The sequence below is a fragment of the Nonomuraea sp. NPDC003201 genome (genome assembly GCF_053590415.1).
Window position 1 is genome coordinate 1 of record NZ_JBSFTC010000271.1, and the last position, 15,234, is coordinate 15,234.

A 15,234-nucleotide genomic window follows, 5' to 3' on the forward strand; every position below is an offset into this window, starting at 1 on the left:
GGTGAACCACCGTCCGGGCCGCGCTCCTATCACGGGCTACAGGTCCTCAGGCGCAACCCGCCCCTTCCCGAGGGACCCAAGCTACGAGCGGCGGGTGCGGCCCTCCCTCCCCAGGGGACCTCAGCCACGGGCGGAGGGACGGAGACGGCGGCGGAGGGCCGGGAGCCAGGGGGCCGCGGCGAGGGCGGTGAGCAGGATCAGCAGCGGCGTCCGCCACCACCACGAGACGGTCGCGGGCGGCGGCGACGGCGGCCGGGCCACCCACGGCCGGGCCGTCTTCGCCCAGGCCAGGAACGCGTCGCCGATGGGCAGCAGCCCGAAGGCGTACCGCTTGGTCCAGGGGGTGTCCACGGGCAGCCCCGCCAGCTCCCCGTAGCCGGCCAGGGCCGAGGCCAGCGGAGCGTCGGAGTGCGCCTGCGCCGCGCCGAGGGTGACCACGGTCGCCGACAGGCTCACCCCGAGCGGCAGCGGCCCGGAGTCCACGTCGGCCGGTCCGTCCACGCCCTCCGGGTACTCGCGCACGGCGGGCCCGAGCCCGAGCGGGGTGGCGACGTACAGCTCCCGGAAGCGCGCGTACTGCTCGGCGGCGAAGGCCGGATCCACGTCCACCAGGAACCGCTGGATCATGCTCTGCGAGCTGCCCCGCGCCACCTCGGCCGGCGCGCCGCCGCCGGGGTCGGCGCGGTGCGGGAGCAGCCCGGTACGCGGGTCGAGCCGCCGCCTGACCTCCCGCACCCAGCGTTCGACGGTCCCGCCGAACCGGGGCGGGAGGATCGCGTCGTGCAGCCGCAGCGACGCCACCGCCACGGTCGAGTCCACCGGCCACGCCTGCCCCGGGTACGCCGCCAGGTACGGCGAGGCGGACGCGTCGAACGCGGCCCCGAGCGCGGCGGAGTCCTCCGCGAACCGGCGCACCTCGGCCGGATCGCGCCGCTCGGCCGGCTCCAGGCTCAGCGCCCCGCCGCGCAGCCAGTTGGACCATCCCCGGTAGAAGACGCCGTAGGGCGGGGTGAGACCGGGGCTGAACCGGGCCCGCCCGGCGGGCGAGTCCAGCCGGCTCAACGCCCAGCGCGCCTCGCGCAGCGCCCGCGACCGTTCGCCCGCCGGCGCGCGCATGCCGAGCTCGACCCAGCTCAGCCCGTACAGGGCGTGCAGGAAGAAGTACCCCTCGGGGAACAGCGCCTGGGCCTCGTCACCCGCGCCCGCGTCCAGGGCCGCGCGCAGGAACGCCAGCTGCCGCCGCACCCCGGGCGGCTCCCCCGACGTGCCCGCGGTGGCGGACACGGTCAGCCGTACGACGCCGGCCAGCGCGCACGCGCTCACCACGACGGCGAGGACCAGCCGCACCCACTTCCAGGCCCGTCGGGCGGCTGACGGCTGGGACATCCGACGATCTTAGCCCCGTGAGGGGAGCCCTGCGGTGGAACGTCTGATGTGCGTGGTGTTCAGTGGGATCCGTCAGCCGACGACCGCTCGAAAGGATCCCATGCCGCTCTCCCCCGGCCCCTTCACCGGCCGTACCATCACGAGCCTCGCCCAGGACCTGCGCGAAGGCCGGACCACCGCCGTCGAGCTCGTCGAGCAGGCGCTCGAGGCCATCGCCGAGCGCGACCCCGCGCTCGGCGCGTTCGTCACCGTGGACGCCGACGGGGCGCTGGCGGCGGCGCGGCGAGCGGACGCCGAGCTGGCCACGGGCACCTACCGGGGTCCGCTGCACGGCGTGCCGGTAGGCGTGAAGGACCTCTTCATGGTCGCGGGGCTGCCCGCGACCATGGGTTCGCGGCATTTCGCCGGGTACGTCGCGGACTCCGACGCCGAGTCCGTGACCCGGCTGCGCCGCGCGGGCGCCGTCGTCGTGGGCAAGACGACCACCCACGAGTTCGCGTACGGCCCCACGGGCGACCGCTCGGCCAACGGCCCCTCGCGCAACCCGTGGGACCCGGAGCGCATGTCGGGCGGCTCCAGCGGCGGCAGCGCGGCGGCCGTGGCGGCGGGCCTGGTACCGCTCGCGCTCGGCACCGACACGGGAGGATCCGTCCGCATCCCGGCGGCTCTGTGCGGGATCGCCGGGTTCAAGCCGAGCTATGGGGCGATCTCGGCCGAAGGCGTGTTCCCCCTGGCGCGCAGCTTCGACCACGTCGGCGTCCTGGCCGGTGACGAGCAGGACTGCCTGCTCGCCTACCGCTGCCTGGCCTCCGCCCAGTTGCGCGAGGACCCCGGTCCCGCGCGGGTGGCCTGGCTCGATCCGTCGGAGCTGTTCGACGGGGATCCGCGCGTGGTGGACGCGGTACGCGCGACCGCGGAGTCCCGCCTGGCCCGCTCGGGGCTGGAGGAGGTGCGGCTGCGGGCGGGCCTGGGCGAGGAGTTCCGCGAGACGTACACGGTGATCCAGAGCTGCGAGGCGGTGGCCGTGCACGCGGCCCGGATCGCGCAGGCGCCCGAGCTGTTCGACCCCGAGCTGCTCGAACGCCTCCGCACGGCCGCCGAGATACCCGGCTGGCAGTACGTCGCGGCCGTGGCCGCGCGCTCCCGGCTCGCCGAGGCCGCGGCGACGCTGTTCGAGCGGCACGACGTGCTGGCGCTGCCCACCGTGCCGATCACCGCCCCGCTGCTCCTGGAGCGCGAGACGGAGGTGGACGGCCGGACCGTCGCCGTGCGGCCCGCGCTGCTGTCCATGACGAGCCTGTGGAACGTGCTGGGCCTGCCCGCGCTGACCGTGCCCGCGGGCACGGTGGACGGGCTGCCGGTGGGGCTGCAGCTGGTGTGCCGCCCCGGGCGCGAGCTGCGGCTCTTCGAGGCGGCCGGCATGGCGTGACGGCGACCCCAAAGCGGGGGCGCGGCGTGGAAGCGCCCCCGAGGAGGGCCCGCTAGATCGCCGTGCGCCCGCCCGCGTCGGAGGAGCCCGGGATGGCGGCGGCCAGCTCGGGGATGCGCGCCCGGTAGCCGTCGAGCAGCTTGCGGGCCGTCGCGACCGAGTCGACCAGCGGGTGCAGCGCGAACGCCTCCACCGCGAGCCGGGCCGAGCCGGACCTGGCGGCCTCGATGGCGGCCTGCTCCACGGCCTTCACCTGCTGCACGAGACCGAGGAAGCGGCCCGGCAACGGGCGGGTGGCCAGCGGCCGGACGCCGGCCCCGTCCACCGCGCACGGGATCTCGACGACCGCGTCCGCGGGCAGGCCGGGCACCGCGGCGCCGTTGCGCACGTTGAGGATCATGGACGTCGGCTCGCCGCGGGCGATGGCGGCCATGAGGGCCAGGGCGATGCCCTCGTACCCGCCGGCCTCCATGTCGGCGGCGTCGCGCGCGCCCGCGGAGGTGGGTTCGCGGGCCTCGGCCATGTAGGACTCGTCGCGCAGCCTGCGCGCCCTGACCCACTCCGCCAGCGCCTCCTCGGGACGCGCCCGCACGGCGGCGTAGAAGTCGTCCTGCTGCCGGACCAGCGACTCCCCGCGGGTCTGCCCGGAGATCGCGGCCACGGACTCCCGGGTGAAGTAGTAGTAGTACAGGTACTCGTTGGGCAGCGCGCCCAGCGTGCGCACCCAGTCGCCGCCGAAGATGCGCGCCTCCTCGACCTGCCGCAGCGCCGCGTCGTCGGCCAGCAGGCCGGGCAGCACGTCGCGCCCCTGATAGGTGAGGCCGCGCAGCCAGCCGAGGTGGTTGAGGCCCACGTAGTCGGGCGACACGCGCGCCGGGTCGAGCCCGAGCGCGACGGCGGCCCGGCGGATCAGGCCGATCGGGGAGTCGCAGATGCCGATCACGCGGTCGCCGAGCACGTGCCGCATGGCCTCGGTGATCATGCCGGCGGGGTTGGTGAAGTTGATGACCCACGCCTGGGGCGCGAGCGCGACCACCCGCTCGGCGACGTGGAGCGCGACCGGGATGGTGCGCAGGCCGTAGGAGATGCCGCCGGGGCCGGTCGTCTCCTGGCCGAGCAGGCCCAGGTCGAGCGCGACCCGCTCGTCGGCGGTGCGCCCGGCCAGGCCGCCGACCCGGATGGCGGAGAAGACGAACGAGCTGTCGCGCAGCGCGGTGTCCAGGTCGGTGGTGGTCAGGACCTCCGGCGGGTCGTCGTGGCCGGCTGCGAGCTGGCCGAGCACGTGCCGGATGGCCTCCAGCCGGTCCTGCGACACGTCGTACAGGACCACTTGCTCCACACGCGGCTTCGCGGTCTCGCGCAGCAGCGCGCCGTACACGAGCGGGACCCGGAAGCCGCCGCCCCCGAGAACGGCCAGTCTCATCGATACCCTTTCACGTGAGCAGGATCTCGGCGCCGGCGGCGGCGCAGTTGCGCAGCGTCGCCTCGTCGGCGCCCCGGTTGGTGACGATCACGTCGATGTCGTCGGGCCCGCACACCCGCAGCGCGCCGGTGCCCGGGAACTTGTGCCGGTCGACGAGCAGCACCACCTGGCCCGCCGCCGCGATCATGGCGCGCTTCAGCGGCACCTCGGCGAGCGTGGTGTCCACGAGCTGCCCGTCCGGCCGCAGGCCGCTGGCCCCCAGGAAGACGCGGTCGGCGACCACCTGGCTCAGGGCCGCCTCGGTCAGCACCCCGACCAGCGAGTGGTACGGCCGCCGCAGCGCGCCGCCGAGCAGCAGCAGCTCGACCTCCGGGTCGGAGCGCAGCACGTCGAGCACGGCGAGGCTGGAGGTGACCACGGTGACGCGGCGCCCGCGCAGCCGCCGGGCCAGCCGCATCGTCGTCGTGCCGATGTCGAGCAGGACCACGTCGCCGTCGCGGACCAGCTCGGCGGCGCGGACCGCGACCGCCTCCTTGTCCTGCTCGTCCACCTCGGCGACCTCGGCGAACGGCCGGTCGGCGTCGGCGTCGACGCTGACCCCGCTGTCGAGGAGCCCGCCGTCGAGGAGCCCGCCGTCGAGGAGCAGGGCCCCGCCGCGGACGCGCCGCAGCGTGCCGTCGCGGTCGAGCACCTCGAGGTCCCTGCGGATGGTGGACGGGCTCACGCCGAGCTGGCTGGCGAGATCGCTGACGCTGGTGGCGCCTGAGAGTCGGACCCGGCGCATGATCTCGGCATGCCTGAGGCGCTGAAGCACGGCGCGAGTGTATCAGTCAAAATCGCGCAGAACTATGCAGCTTTGCCCAAAAACTCCCAGGGGAAGACTTGAAGTGCGCGAGCAAACGTGCAAGATTGCGCACATCTCGATACGTGTCGGGGAGGACTCATTCCCGTGTCTAATCAGGTGTACGACCCTCTCGCCGCCGAGCGCACCCCGGAGGGGCCGCAGTTCGACGTCTTCCTGGCGGGCACGGTCTTTCTGGACATCATCTTCACCGGTCTGCCCGCGATGCCCGCGGCCGGAACCGAGATCTGGGCCGAGGGCATGGGATCGTGCCCCGGCGGCATCGCCAACCTCGCCATCGCCACCAGCCGGCTGGGCCTGCGCACCTCGCTGGCCGCCGCGTTCGGCGACGACGACTACGGCGACTTCTGCTGGCGCACGCTCGAGGAGCAGGAGTCGGTGGACCTGTCCAGGTCGCGGCGGTTCGAGCACTGGCACTCGCCGGTGACGGTCTCCATGGCGGTCGACCGCGACCGCAGCATGGTGACGCACGGCCACCCCTCGCCCATGCCGGCCTCGGAGATGATCGGCAACCCGCCGCGGTCCAAGGCGGTGATCGTGTCGCTGTCCACCGACGATCCGCTCGACTCGCCGGACAGCCCGTGCAACTGGGCCGAGCTGGCGCGCCGCGACGGCGCGCTCATCTTCGCCGACGTGGGCTGGGACCCGTCGGGCTCCTGGTCGGCGTCCTTGCTGGACCAGCTCGCGCTCTGCCACGCGTTCATGCCCAACGCGGTCGAGGCGATGGCCTACACCGGCGCCGACACCCCGCGCGACGCGCTCTACACGATCGCCGACAAGGTCCCCGTGGCCGTGGTGACCGACGGGGCCAACGGCGCCATGGCCATCGACTCCACCAACGGCGAGGAGGCGTTCGTGCCCGCGCCGCGGGTGACGGCGCTCGACCCGACCGGCGCGGGCGACGTCTTCGGCGCGGGGTTCGTGCTCGGCACGCTGTCGCGCTGGCCGCTGGCCGACCGCCTGGCGTTCGCGCAGCTGTGCGCGGCGCTGGCGGTGCAGCAGTTCGGCGGCTCGCTCGCGGCGCCCGGCTGGGGCGACATCGCCGACTGGTGGCACGAGGTCCGCGACTCGGCCGACCACAGCGGCGCCTACGGCAACTCGCTGGCCCGCCGCTACGCCTTCCTCGACAAGCTGGTGCCCGCCGTGCCGGTGGGCGCCGTGCGCCGCGCGGCCGCGACCATCGCCCGGTACGCCGACGTCGGCCCCAAGGTCCCCACCACGCGGCCGAACCCACCCGAGGACGAGGGCCCCGACACGCCTCGCGTGCCCGCGCAAAAGGAGTAACACCATGAACCCCCCGCTCCGAGCGCTCGCCGTGCTCGCCGCCAGCGCCCTTGCCATCACGGCGTGCGCCCCCGGATCCTCCGCCCCGCCCGCGGCCACCTCCGCGCAGCCCTCCGCCTCGGCGGTGCGCACCGACGCCGCGGCGCTCGGCAACGTCACCCTGACGATCTGGGACCAGGAGGTACGCGGCGGGCAGGCCGCCCAGATGAAGCAGCTCAACGACGCCTTCCAGGCGAAGTACCCGAACATCAAGATCAACCGGGTGAGCCGCTCCTTCGACGACCTCAACACGACCCTGCGCCTGGCCCTGAGCGGCAACGAGCCGCCCGACATCGTGGAGGCCAACAACGGCCGCTCGTCGATGGGCGCGTTCGTCAAGGCCGGGCAGCTGCGCCCGCTGGACGCCTACGCCGAGGCGTACGGGTGGAAGAAGCGCTACCCGCAGTCGGTGCTGCGCTATTCGAGCTACAGCGCCGACGGCAAGACCTTCGGCGAGGGCAACCTGTACGGCCTGCCGCAGGTCGGCGAGGTCGTCGGCATCTTCTTCAACAAGGCCAAGCTGACCAAGCTCGGCCTGCAGCCGCCCGCGACGTGGGCCGACTTCGACGCCGCGCTGGCCAAGGCCAAGACCGCCGGCGAGGTGCCGACGCAGCTGGGCAACCTCGACAAGTGGCCGGCCATCCACGTGTTCGGCACGGTGCAGAGCCGCGGCGTGCCCGCCGACCAGATCAGCACGCTGGCCTTCGGCCGCAAGGGCGCCTCGTGGAACACGCCGGAGAACACCAAGGCCGCCGAGGAGCTCGTCGGCTGGGTGGACAAGAACTACTTCAACAAGGGCTTCAACGGCCAGGGCTACGACCCGGCGTGGCAGGCGTTCGGCAAGGGTGAGGGCGTCTTCCTGATCGGGGGCACCTGGCTGCTCGCCGACCTGCAGAAGGCGCTGGGCAAGGACCTGGGCTTCATGCTGCCGCCGGGCGCCACGGCCGGCGCGCCGCCCGTCGCGACCGGCGGGACCGGGCTGCCGTTCGCGATCACGGCCAAGAGCCCCAACCCCGACGCCGCGGCGGCGTACATCGACTTCATCACCAACGCCGACGCGATGAAGGTGCTCACCACCACCGGCAACCTGCCGGTCGCCGACACCGCGCAGCAGAGCGTCCCGGCGGGGCCGCAGCAGGACGTCTTCACCGCGTTCGGCACGGTCACGGCCAAGGAAGGGCTGGTGCCGTACCTCGACTACGCCACCCCGACGTTCGCCGACACGCTGGGCGCGGCGCTGCAGGACCTGCTGGCCAAGAAGCAGACCCCGCAGGAGTTCCTGGCCACATTGGAGAAGGACTACAAGACCTTCGTCGAGAGCAACGGGTGAGCCGACCGATGACCGGGGGCCGGCCTCCGGGAGAGCCTCGCCGCGTCGCCTACCTCTACCTGCTGCCGGCCTTCGCCGTCTATGCGGTGTTCCTGCTCTATCCGATCGGCCGCGCGGTGCAGCTGTCGCTGTACGACTGGGACGGGCTGTCGCTCGGCCGCTGGGTCGGCCTGGACAACTACCTCGCGATCGTCTCCGACGAGGGGCTGCGGGCGGCCTTCGGCCACGCGCTGGTGCTGGTCGTGTTCTACGCGGCCGCGCCGCTGGCCATCGGGCTGGGGCTGGCCGCGATCCTCAACCACGCCAAGGTGCGCGGCCTCGGCTTCTTCCGCACGGTCGTGTTCCTGCCGCAGGTGGTGGCCATGGTCGTGGTGGCCGTGGCCTGGCGGCGGGTCTACGCGCCCGACGGCACGCTCAACACCCTGCTCGGCGCGCTCGGGCTCGACTCGCTGACGCGGGGCTGGCTGGGCGACTACACCTTCGCGCTGCCCGCGGTCGGGGTGGTGGGCACGTGGTTCGAGACCGGGCTGGTGACGGTGCTGCTGCTGGCCGGGATGAGCCGCATCCCCGGCGAGCTGTACGAGGCGGCGCGGCTGGACGGGGCGGGCGCGGTCAGGGAGTTCTTCGCGGTCACGCTGCCGTCGGTGCGCGGGGAGATCGCCGTCGCGCTGACGCTGACCGTGATCGCCGCGCTGCGCACGTTCGACCTGGTGTACGTCACCACGCGCGGCGGGCCGGGCGACTCGACGTCGGTGCCGTCGTACGAGGTCTACCACCGGGCCTTCGGGCTCAGCCAGATCGGCTCGGCCGCGGCCATCGGCGTCACGCTCACCGTGGTCATCTTCGTGATCTCGTTCGGGATCAACCGGTTCGCCGACAGGAGGGTGTCGTGATCTCGCGGGGCGAGCGGGTGGGCAACTACGTGATCCTGTCGGCGTTCGCCGCCTTCGCGCTCTTCCCCATCGTTTCGATCCTGGCCGCCGCGCTCGGCCCCGCCGACAGCGGGGGGACCTCCGGGCTGGGCAACTTCGCGGCGGCGTGGGAGATCGGGCGGTTCGGCACGTACCTGCGCACCAGCCTGGCGGTGTCGTCGTTCGTCGTGGTCGTGAGCGTGGTGCTGTCGATCCTGAGCGGGTACGCGTTCGGCACCATGCGCTTCCGCGGCCAGTCGGTGCTGTTCTACCTGTTCATGCTCGGGATCATGATGCCGAGCGAGGCCATCGCGGTGCCGCTCTACTTCGACCTGCGCTCGCTCGGCCTGATCGACACGTTCTGGTCGGTGGCGCTGCCGCAGGTGGCGCTGTCGGTGGCGTTCGGCACGTTCTGGATGCGGGCCTACTTCCGGGCCTCCAACCGGGCCATCGTCGAGGCCGCCCGCATCGACGGCGCCTCGACGTGGCGCATCCTGTGGCAGGTGCTGGTGCCGCCGGCCCGGCCCGCCGTCGTCACGCTGACCGTGCTGGTCTTCATGTGGACGTGGAACGAGTTCCTCATCCCGCTGATCATGGTCACCAGCGAGTCGCTGCGGACCGCGCCGCTGGGGCTGGCCTTCTTCCAGGGCCAGTACACCTCCGGCTTCACCCTGCTGGCCGCCGGCTCCGTCATCGTCGCGACCCCGGTCGTGATCTTCTACTTGTTCCTCCAGCGTCACTTCGTCCGCGGCCTGCTCCAAGGGGCGGTCCGCGAGTAACTGTTCCGGAGGTTCCATGCGTAAACGCCTGTCATTGGTGCTGGCCGCCATGGTCGCGCTCGCCCTCTCACCCGCCGTTCCCTCCGAAGCCTCCACAGCCTCCGCCGCATCCACCGCCGCATCCACCGCCGGCGCTCCCGTGGACCTCGACGCGCTGTTCGTCGGGGCCCACCCCGACGACGAGGCGTTCAGCCTGTCCACGCTCGGCCAGTGGAACGAGGACCACCGCGTACGCACCGGCGTCGTCACCGTCAGCCGCGGCGAGGGCGGCGGCAACGCCGTCGGACCCGAGGAGGGCCCGGCGCTCGGGCTGCTGCGCGAGTCCGAGGAGCGGGCGGCGGTCGGCAAGGCGGGCGTGCGCGAGGTCTTCAACCTCGACGACGTCGACTTCTACTACACGGTGAGCGCCCCGCTGACCGACCAGATCTGGGGCGCGGACACCCTGGAGAAGGTCGTGCGGGTGGTCCGCCAGACCAGGCCCGAGGTCATCCTGACCATGGACCCGGCGCCCTCCCCCGGCAACCACGGCAACCACCAGCAGGCGGCGCGGCTGGCCGTGCAGGCGTTCTACGCGGCGGCCGACCCCAAGGTGTTCCCCGAGCAGATCACCCGCGAGGGGCTGCGCCCGTTCGCGCCGGCCCGGCTGCTGCTCGGTGGCGGGCGCGGCACCTCCCAGACCGGCCCGTCCTGCGCCTCCACCTTCCGCCCGAACAACCCCGCGCAGAACGTGTACGGCGTGTGGAGCGGACGCCCCTCCCAGGCGCAGGGCAAGACGTGGGCCGCGATCGAGCGCGACGCCCAGCGCACGTACGCCTCCCAGGGCTGGGCCGTCTTCCCCGACATGCCGTCGGACCCGAACCAGCTCGGCTGCGACTTCTTCACGCAGGTGGACTCGCGGGTGCCGTTCCCCGAGCCGGGCAGCGCGGCGGCGGCCGCGCCGACGGCGATCCTCGACGGCGCGCTGACCAGGGCGAGCGGGGCGGTCCCGCTGGGCACCCTGTTCGAGCTGCGCGCCGGCACGTTCGACGTGCGGCCCGGCACGCCGTTCACCGTCAAGGTCAGCGCGACCGCACCGTCCCGCGAGCCGCTGGGCCGCTCGTCGGTGACGCTGGGCGTGCCCGCGGGCTGGCAGGTCAGCGGCTCGGGCGAGCTGGGCAGGCTCTCCGCCGGGCGCACCGGGACGGCGACGTTCACCGTAACCCCCACGGGCACCACCGCCGCGGGCACCGGGCGGGCGCGCGTGTCGGCCGCGCTGACCACCGAGCGGGGCCGCGGCTACACCGACCGGCAGGTCGAGATCAGCCCGCCCGTACGGGCCGGGCAGCAGCTCCTCCCCCAGGTCGCCCAGTACGAGAAGTGGACCTCCGAGGTCGGCGTGCCCCAGCTGCGCGGCATCGTCACCCCCGTGCTCACCCTGCCCTCCGGCGGCTCCCGGCAGGTCGGCGTCGTGGTGACCAACGTCAGCGACGCCGCCAGGTCGGGGACCGTGCGCGTGGACCTGCCCGCCGGGTTCACCGCGGACCGCGTGGAGGCGCCCTACAGCGACCTGGCCGCCGGGGCCTCGACGACGGTGCCGTTCACCGTCACGAACTCCGACCCCTCGTTGAAGACGTCCAACCAGGGCGGCGACTACGCGTACACCATCAGCGTGGACGGCGCGGTCGCGAGCAAGCCGGCGCTCGAACTGGTCCCGGCGGCCTCCGTGCCGCAGGCGTCGCCCACCGTGGACGGCGTGGCGGGCGACGGCGAGTATCCCGGGCCCGCCCTCGACATCTCGCGGCTGTGGGAGGGCACGGCCTGCTCGTCCGCGGCCGACTGCTCCGGCACCGCCAAGCTCGCGTGGCGCGACGACACCCTCTACCTGCTGGTCCAGGTGCAGGACGACGTGCTCGGCACCCGGCTGGCCGCCGCCGACTGCAAGCGGCACTGGCGTACCGACTCGGTGGAGGTCACGCTCGACCCGCGTGGCACGTCCGAGAACACCTCGACCACCTTCAAGACCGCGGTGCTGCCGGTGACGGCCGAGGGACCGCCGTGCTTCCTGCGCGACGCCGACAACCGCCAGGGCCCGGGCGAGCAGACCGCTCCCGGCATGCGGGTGGCCTCGAAGGTCGTCTCGGGCGGATACACCGTGGAGATGTCGATCCCCCTGGAGCTCCTGCCCGGCTCCGTCGACCCCGCGCACCTCGGGCTGAACATCCTCGTGTACGACTCCGACACCCAGGACAAGACCGGCCAGACCCGGATCGGCTGGTCGACGTGGGGCGGCGTGCAGGGCGACCCGTACCGGTGGGGCGTCGCGGCCCTGACCGGCTACCGGCCGCCCGCGGACCGGCCGGTGCCCGACCCGGTGATCCCCGACACGGCCCTGTCCAGCCTGGACTCGCCGCAGTCGCTGGAGCAGGCGGTCCGGGTGCACGTCCCGCTCGCGGGCGGCCCGGCGGCCAAGGAGCCGGAGAGCGGCCAGGCCGTCTCCGCCGCCGGCGGCCAGAAGGAGGTGAAGGTGACGCTGCGGGCGGAGGCGCCCGGTAAGGCCCACCTGTTCGTTCGCGACGACCAGGGGACGGCGGGCAGCCGCGTCGTCACGGTGTCCCGCAAGGGCGTCACGACCGTCACCGTGCCCCTGTCCCGAGCCCTGGCCGCCCACCCGGCGGTGGTGGCGGGCTGGGAGGCGCCCGGCGGCGGCACGGCGGCCTCGCAGGTGAAGGTGCGCTGAAGCCGAGCTGCCCGCCCTCCGGGAAGGTGGGCGGGCAGCCCTGTCGGACGCGTCCCGTAGTCTGCCGGGATGCCGGAATCCCTCACCCTCACGAACCTGCTCGACGACGCGGCCATCATCTCCCTCGAGCACCAGCTCCACCTCGAAGAGGTCCTCGGCGAGCACAACTGGAGCGTCGACCTGCGGGAGCAGCGCTTCCAGTTCACCGGGAGCCGCACGATCACCTGCACCCGCTTCCACCTGCTCGGCAGCGCCGCCCCCGGGCCGGAGTCGTGGCTGTGGGCCTGGGCGAACCCGTCCGGCTTCCCGGAGCCGGTGACCGCCCTGTCGGGGACGCTGCGGGACTTCGGGCAGCGGTTCGGCATCGCGGAGCTGGCCTCCGCCGAGGTCCCGTTCGCCGCGCTGCCCACCTCCCCCGCCGAGCCGCACTTCGCCGCCGCGATCCTCACCGAGGCCGCCAAGGCGGTGACCGGCCACTGGACGTCCTACAGCGGCGACGCGGGCGGCGGCACCCGGGCCGCGTTCCTCGTCGAGCACCCGGACTTCCAGCTGCCGCCGCCCGAGCCGGTCCGCGTCATGCGCGTCCTGCAGCAGGCGCTCTCCCTGCCGCTGCTGACGGACCACCGGCGCGCGATGCACGGCTACGCCGCCCGCCGCGGGCTCGGGGCGTCCTACGGCGACGCGGGCGGCGACCGGCTCACGCTCACGGGGCCCGGCTTCGAGGCGGCCGTCGACTTCGACGGGCACGGCCGCGTCGGCAACATCAGCGCGACCCTGTCGGCCCCCCGCGGCGCCTGAGCAGCGCCACCCCTGATCGCTCGCAGCGGGTGCCGTTTCGATAGATTCATCCCTCGGTGACCGACCGAAGGAGCCTCGTGACCATTCCCGAACTGACCGACGTCCACGCGGCGTGGCTGCCGCCCGAGGCGTTCCGGGCGATCGGTTCCCGCCGTACTCTCGTGCGGGCCGACGGGCCGCTCGCCGAGACCGTGCGGGCGGAGGTCACGCGGGCCCGCGCCCGGTACGGCGACGGCGCCGAGGGCCCGTACGACCTGGTGCTGGGCCTGGACGCGGCCGAGGGAGCGGACGGGTACGCGATCGCGCGGCGGGACGGCGTCACGACCGTGACCGGCGGCGATGCGGCCGGGCTGCTGTACGGGTTCTTCCACGTCGTACGGCTCGGCGAGGCCGCGTTCGGGGCCGACAGGGAGACGGAGCACCACCGGCCCGCGATGCGCCGGCGCATGCTCGACCACTGGGACAACATCGACGTGCACCCGGTGATGGGCCAGGTCGAGCGCGGTTACGCGGGCGGCTCGATCTTCTGGGACAAGGGCGCGCCACGCGCCGACCTGACGCGGGTGCGCGCCTACGGGCGGCTGCTGGCCGCCTCCGGCGTCAACGCGGTCGCGATCAACAACGTGAACGTGCACGCCACCGAGGCCCACCTGCTGACCGACCGGCTCGGCGAGGTGGCCGCGATCGCGGCCGAGCTGCGCCCGTACGGGATCCGCGTGCACCTGTCGGTCAACTTCGCCTCCCCGATCGCGCTCGGCGGCCTGCCCACCGCCGACCCGCTCGACGAGGGGGTGCGGGCGTGGTGGGCGCGGACCACCGAGCAGGTGTACGCGACGATCCCCGACTTCGGCGGGTACGTGGTGAAGGCCGACTCGGAGGGCCAGCCGGGCCCGTTCGCGTACGGGCGCACCCACGCCGACGGCGCGAACATGCTGGCCGAGGCCCTGGCCCCCTTCGGCGGGGTCGTGCACTGGCGGGCCTTCGTCTACAACCACCGCCAGGACTGGCGCGACCGCTCGACCGACCGCGCCCGCGCCGCCTACGACCACTTCGCCCCGCTCGACGGCGGGTTCCTGGACAACGCGATCCTGCAGGTCAAGCACGGCCCCATGGACTTCCAGACGCGCGAGCCGGTCTCCCCGGTGATCCTGGCGATGCGGGGGACCCGCCTGGCGGTGGAGCTGCAGGTGACGCAGGAGTACACCGGCCAGCAGCGGCACGTCTGCTACCTGGCCCCCATGTGGAGCGAGATCCTCGCGTTCGAGAACGTCGCCGAGGCGGGCGACCTGGTCGCGGTCTCCAACGCGGGTGACGACCGCTACTGGACCGGCCACCCGCTCGCGCAGGCCAACCTGTACGCGTTCGGCCGCCTGGCCTGGGACCCGGGCCTCGACCCGGCCGCCGTCCTCGACGAGTGGATCGACCTCACCTTCGCGTGGCCCGGGGAGTCGCTGCGGCGCACCCTGCACGCCATGATGGACGGGTCGTGGCGCACGTACGAGCGCTACACCGCGCCGCTCGGCGTCGGCTTCATGGTGCGCCCCGGCCACCACTACGGCCCGGACGTGGACGGCTACGAGTACACGCCGTGGGGCACGTACCACTTCGCCGACCGCGACGGCGTGGGCGTGGACCGCACGCGCGCCACCGGCACCGGCTTCACCGGCCAGTACCCGCGGCCGTGGTCGGACCTCTACGAGTCGATCGAGCGCTGCCCCGACGAGCTGCTGCTGTTCTTCCACCACGTCCCGTACGGGCACGTGCTGCACAGCGGCTCGACGGTCATCCAGCACATCTACGACACGCACTTCGCGGGGGCCGAGGAGGCGGCCGAGACGCGGCTGCACTGGGAGAAGCTGGCCGACACCGACGCGGTCGACCCGGACCTGTACGCCCGGGTCAAGGAGCGGCTCGACGAGCAGGTCCGGTGCGCCGAGGAGTGGCGCGACCAGATCAACGCCTATTTCTTCCGCAAGTCAGGCGTCCCCGACGCGCGCGGCAGGCGCATCCCCTAGGGAGCGCCCGGCGAACGATCGCGCGACGGCGATGACCGCCGCCACCAGCACGGGCAGGGCGACGATCGCGGGCCACGGCACGTCCGGCACGACGTCGGGCGTGACGGGCCCGCCCTGCCAGGCGCGCACGAGCCGGGGCATCAGGACGTGGCAGAGCCCCAGCCCCAGCAAGGCGCCCGAACCCGTTGCTGAGCTTGAGCGAAAGGGCCATGACGACTTCGAAGACGCCGGCCAGCACGAGGACGATCCACGCCATGATCAG

Annotated in this window: 12 protein-coding genes; 8 read left to right on the plus strand and 4 right to left on the minus strand. The window is 73.6% G+C overall.

What is annotated here, in order from left to right:
- Positions 1 to 120: 120 nt before the first annotated feature.
- Complete coding sequence (locus ACWDX9_RS48700; RefSeq protein WP_449967768.1) at positions 121 to 1,386, minus strand: hypothetical protein; 1,266 nt, start codon at positions 1,384 to 1,386, stop codon at positions 121 to 123.
- 100 nt (positions 1,387 to 1,486) lie between these two features.
- On the opposite strand from ACWDX9_RS48700, the gene ACWDX9_RS48705 reads away from it, so the two are divergent.
- Complete coding sequence (locus tag ACWDX9_RS48705; RefSeq protein ID WP_449967770.1) at positions 1,487 to 2,815, plus strand: amidase; 1,329 nt, start codon at positions 1,487 to 1,489, stop codon at positions 2,813 to 2,815.
- Positions 2,816 to 2,867: 52 nt separating this feature from the next.
- Here the strand turns inward: ACWDX9_RS48705 and ACWDX9_RS48710 are convergent, their stop codons facing one another.
- Complete coding sequence (locus ACWDX9_RS48710) at positions 2,868 to 4,238, minus strand: 6-phospho-beta-glucosidase (RefSeq protein ID WP_449967773.1); 1,371 nt, start codon at positions 4,236 to 4,238, stop codon at positions 2,868 to 2,870.
- A 10-nt stretch (positions 4,239 to 4,248) separates the two neighbouring features.
- Positions 4,249 to 5,052, minus strand: coding sequence for a DeoR/GlpR family DNA-binding transcription regulator (locus ACWDX9_RS48715; RefSeq protein WP_449967776.1), 804 nt, complete (start codon positions 5,050 to 5,052; stop codon positions 4,249 to 4,251).
- 135 nt (positions 5,053 to 5,187) lie between these two features.
- On the opposite strand from ACWDX9_RS48715, the gene ACWDX9_RS48720 reads away from it, so the two are divergent.
- The 7 genes from ACWDX9_RS48720 to ACWDX9_RS48750 all read left to right on the plus strand — a co-directional run bounded on the left by ACWDX9_RS48720 (position 5,188) and on the right by ACWDX9_RS48750 (position 14,972).
- Positions 5,188 to 6,384, plus strand: a complete 1,197-nt coding sequence (locus ACWDX9_RS48720) for a carbohydrate kinase family protein (protein WP_449967779.1) — start codon at positions 5,188 to 5,190, stop codon at positions 6,382 to 6,384.
- A gap of 4 nt (positions 6,385 to 6,388) precedes the next feature.
- Positions 6,389 to 7,753, plus strand: a complete 1,365-nt coding sequence (locus tag ACWDX9_RS48725; protein WP_449967782.1) for an extracellular solute-binding protein — start codon at positions 6,389 to 6,391, stop codon at positions 7,751 to 7,753.
- Positions 7,750 to 8,646, plus strand: coding sequence for a carbohydrate ABC transporter permease (locus tag ACWDX9_RS48730; RefSeq protein ID WP_357739964.1), 897 nt, complete (start codon positions 7,750 to 7,752; stop codon positions 8,644 to 8,646). The genes ACWDX9_RS48725 and ACWDX9_RS48730 overlap by 4 nt, the downstream gene beginning before the upstream one ends.
- Positions 8,643 to 9,443, plus strand: coding sequence for a carbohydrate ABC transporter permease (locus ACWDX9_RS48735; RefSeq protein ID WP_363974498.1), 801 nt, complete (start codon positions 8,643 to 8,645; stop codon positions 9,441 to 9,443). The genes ACWDX9_RS48730 and ACWDX9_RS48735 overlap by 4 nt, the downstream gene beginning before the upstream one ends.
- A gap of 16 nt (positions 9,444 to 9,459) precedes the next feature.
- Complete coding sequence (locus ACWDX9_RS48740; protein ID WP_449967785.1) at positions 9,460 to 12,159, plus strand: sugar-binding protein; 2,700 nt, start codon at positions 9,460 to 9,462, stop codon at positions 12,157 to 12,159.
- A 69-nt stretch (positions 12,160 to 12,228) separates the two neighbouring features.
- The gene (locus tag ACWDX9_RS48745; protein ID WP_449967788.1) at positions 12,229 to 12,957 is read left to right on the plus strand and encodes a DUF6882 domain-containing protein; all 729 of its coding nucleotides are present in this window, start codon (positions 12,229 to 12,231) and stop codon (positions 12,955 to 12,957) included.
- 77 nt (positions 12,958 to 13,034) lie between these two features.
- Complete coding sequence (locus tag ACWDX9_RS48750) at positions 13,035 to 14,972, plus strand: alpha-glucuronidase (RefSeq protein ID WP_449967791.1); 1,938 nt, start codon at positions 13,035 to 13,037, stop codon at positions 14,970 to 14,972.
- Here the strand turns inward: ACWDX9_RS48750 and ACWDX9_RS48755 are convergent.
- Entirely contained in the window at positions 14,911 to 15,228 is a 318-nt protein-coding gene (locus tag ACWDX9_RS48755) for an SMR family transporter (RefSeq protein ID WP_449967793.1), read from the minus strand. The two genes, ACWDX9_RS48750 and ACWDX9_RS48755, sit on opposite strands and share 62 nt — an antisense overlap.
- Between the last annotated feature and the right edge of the window lie 6 nt (positions 15,229 to 15,234).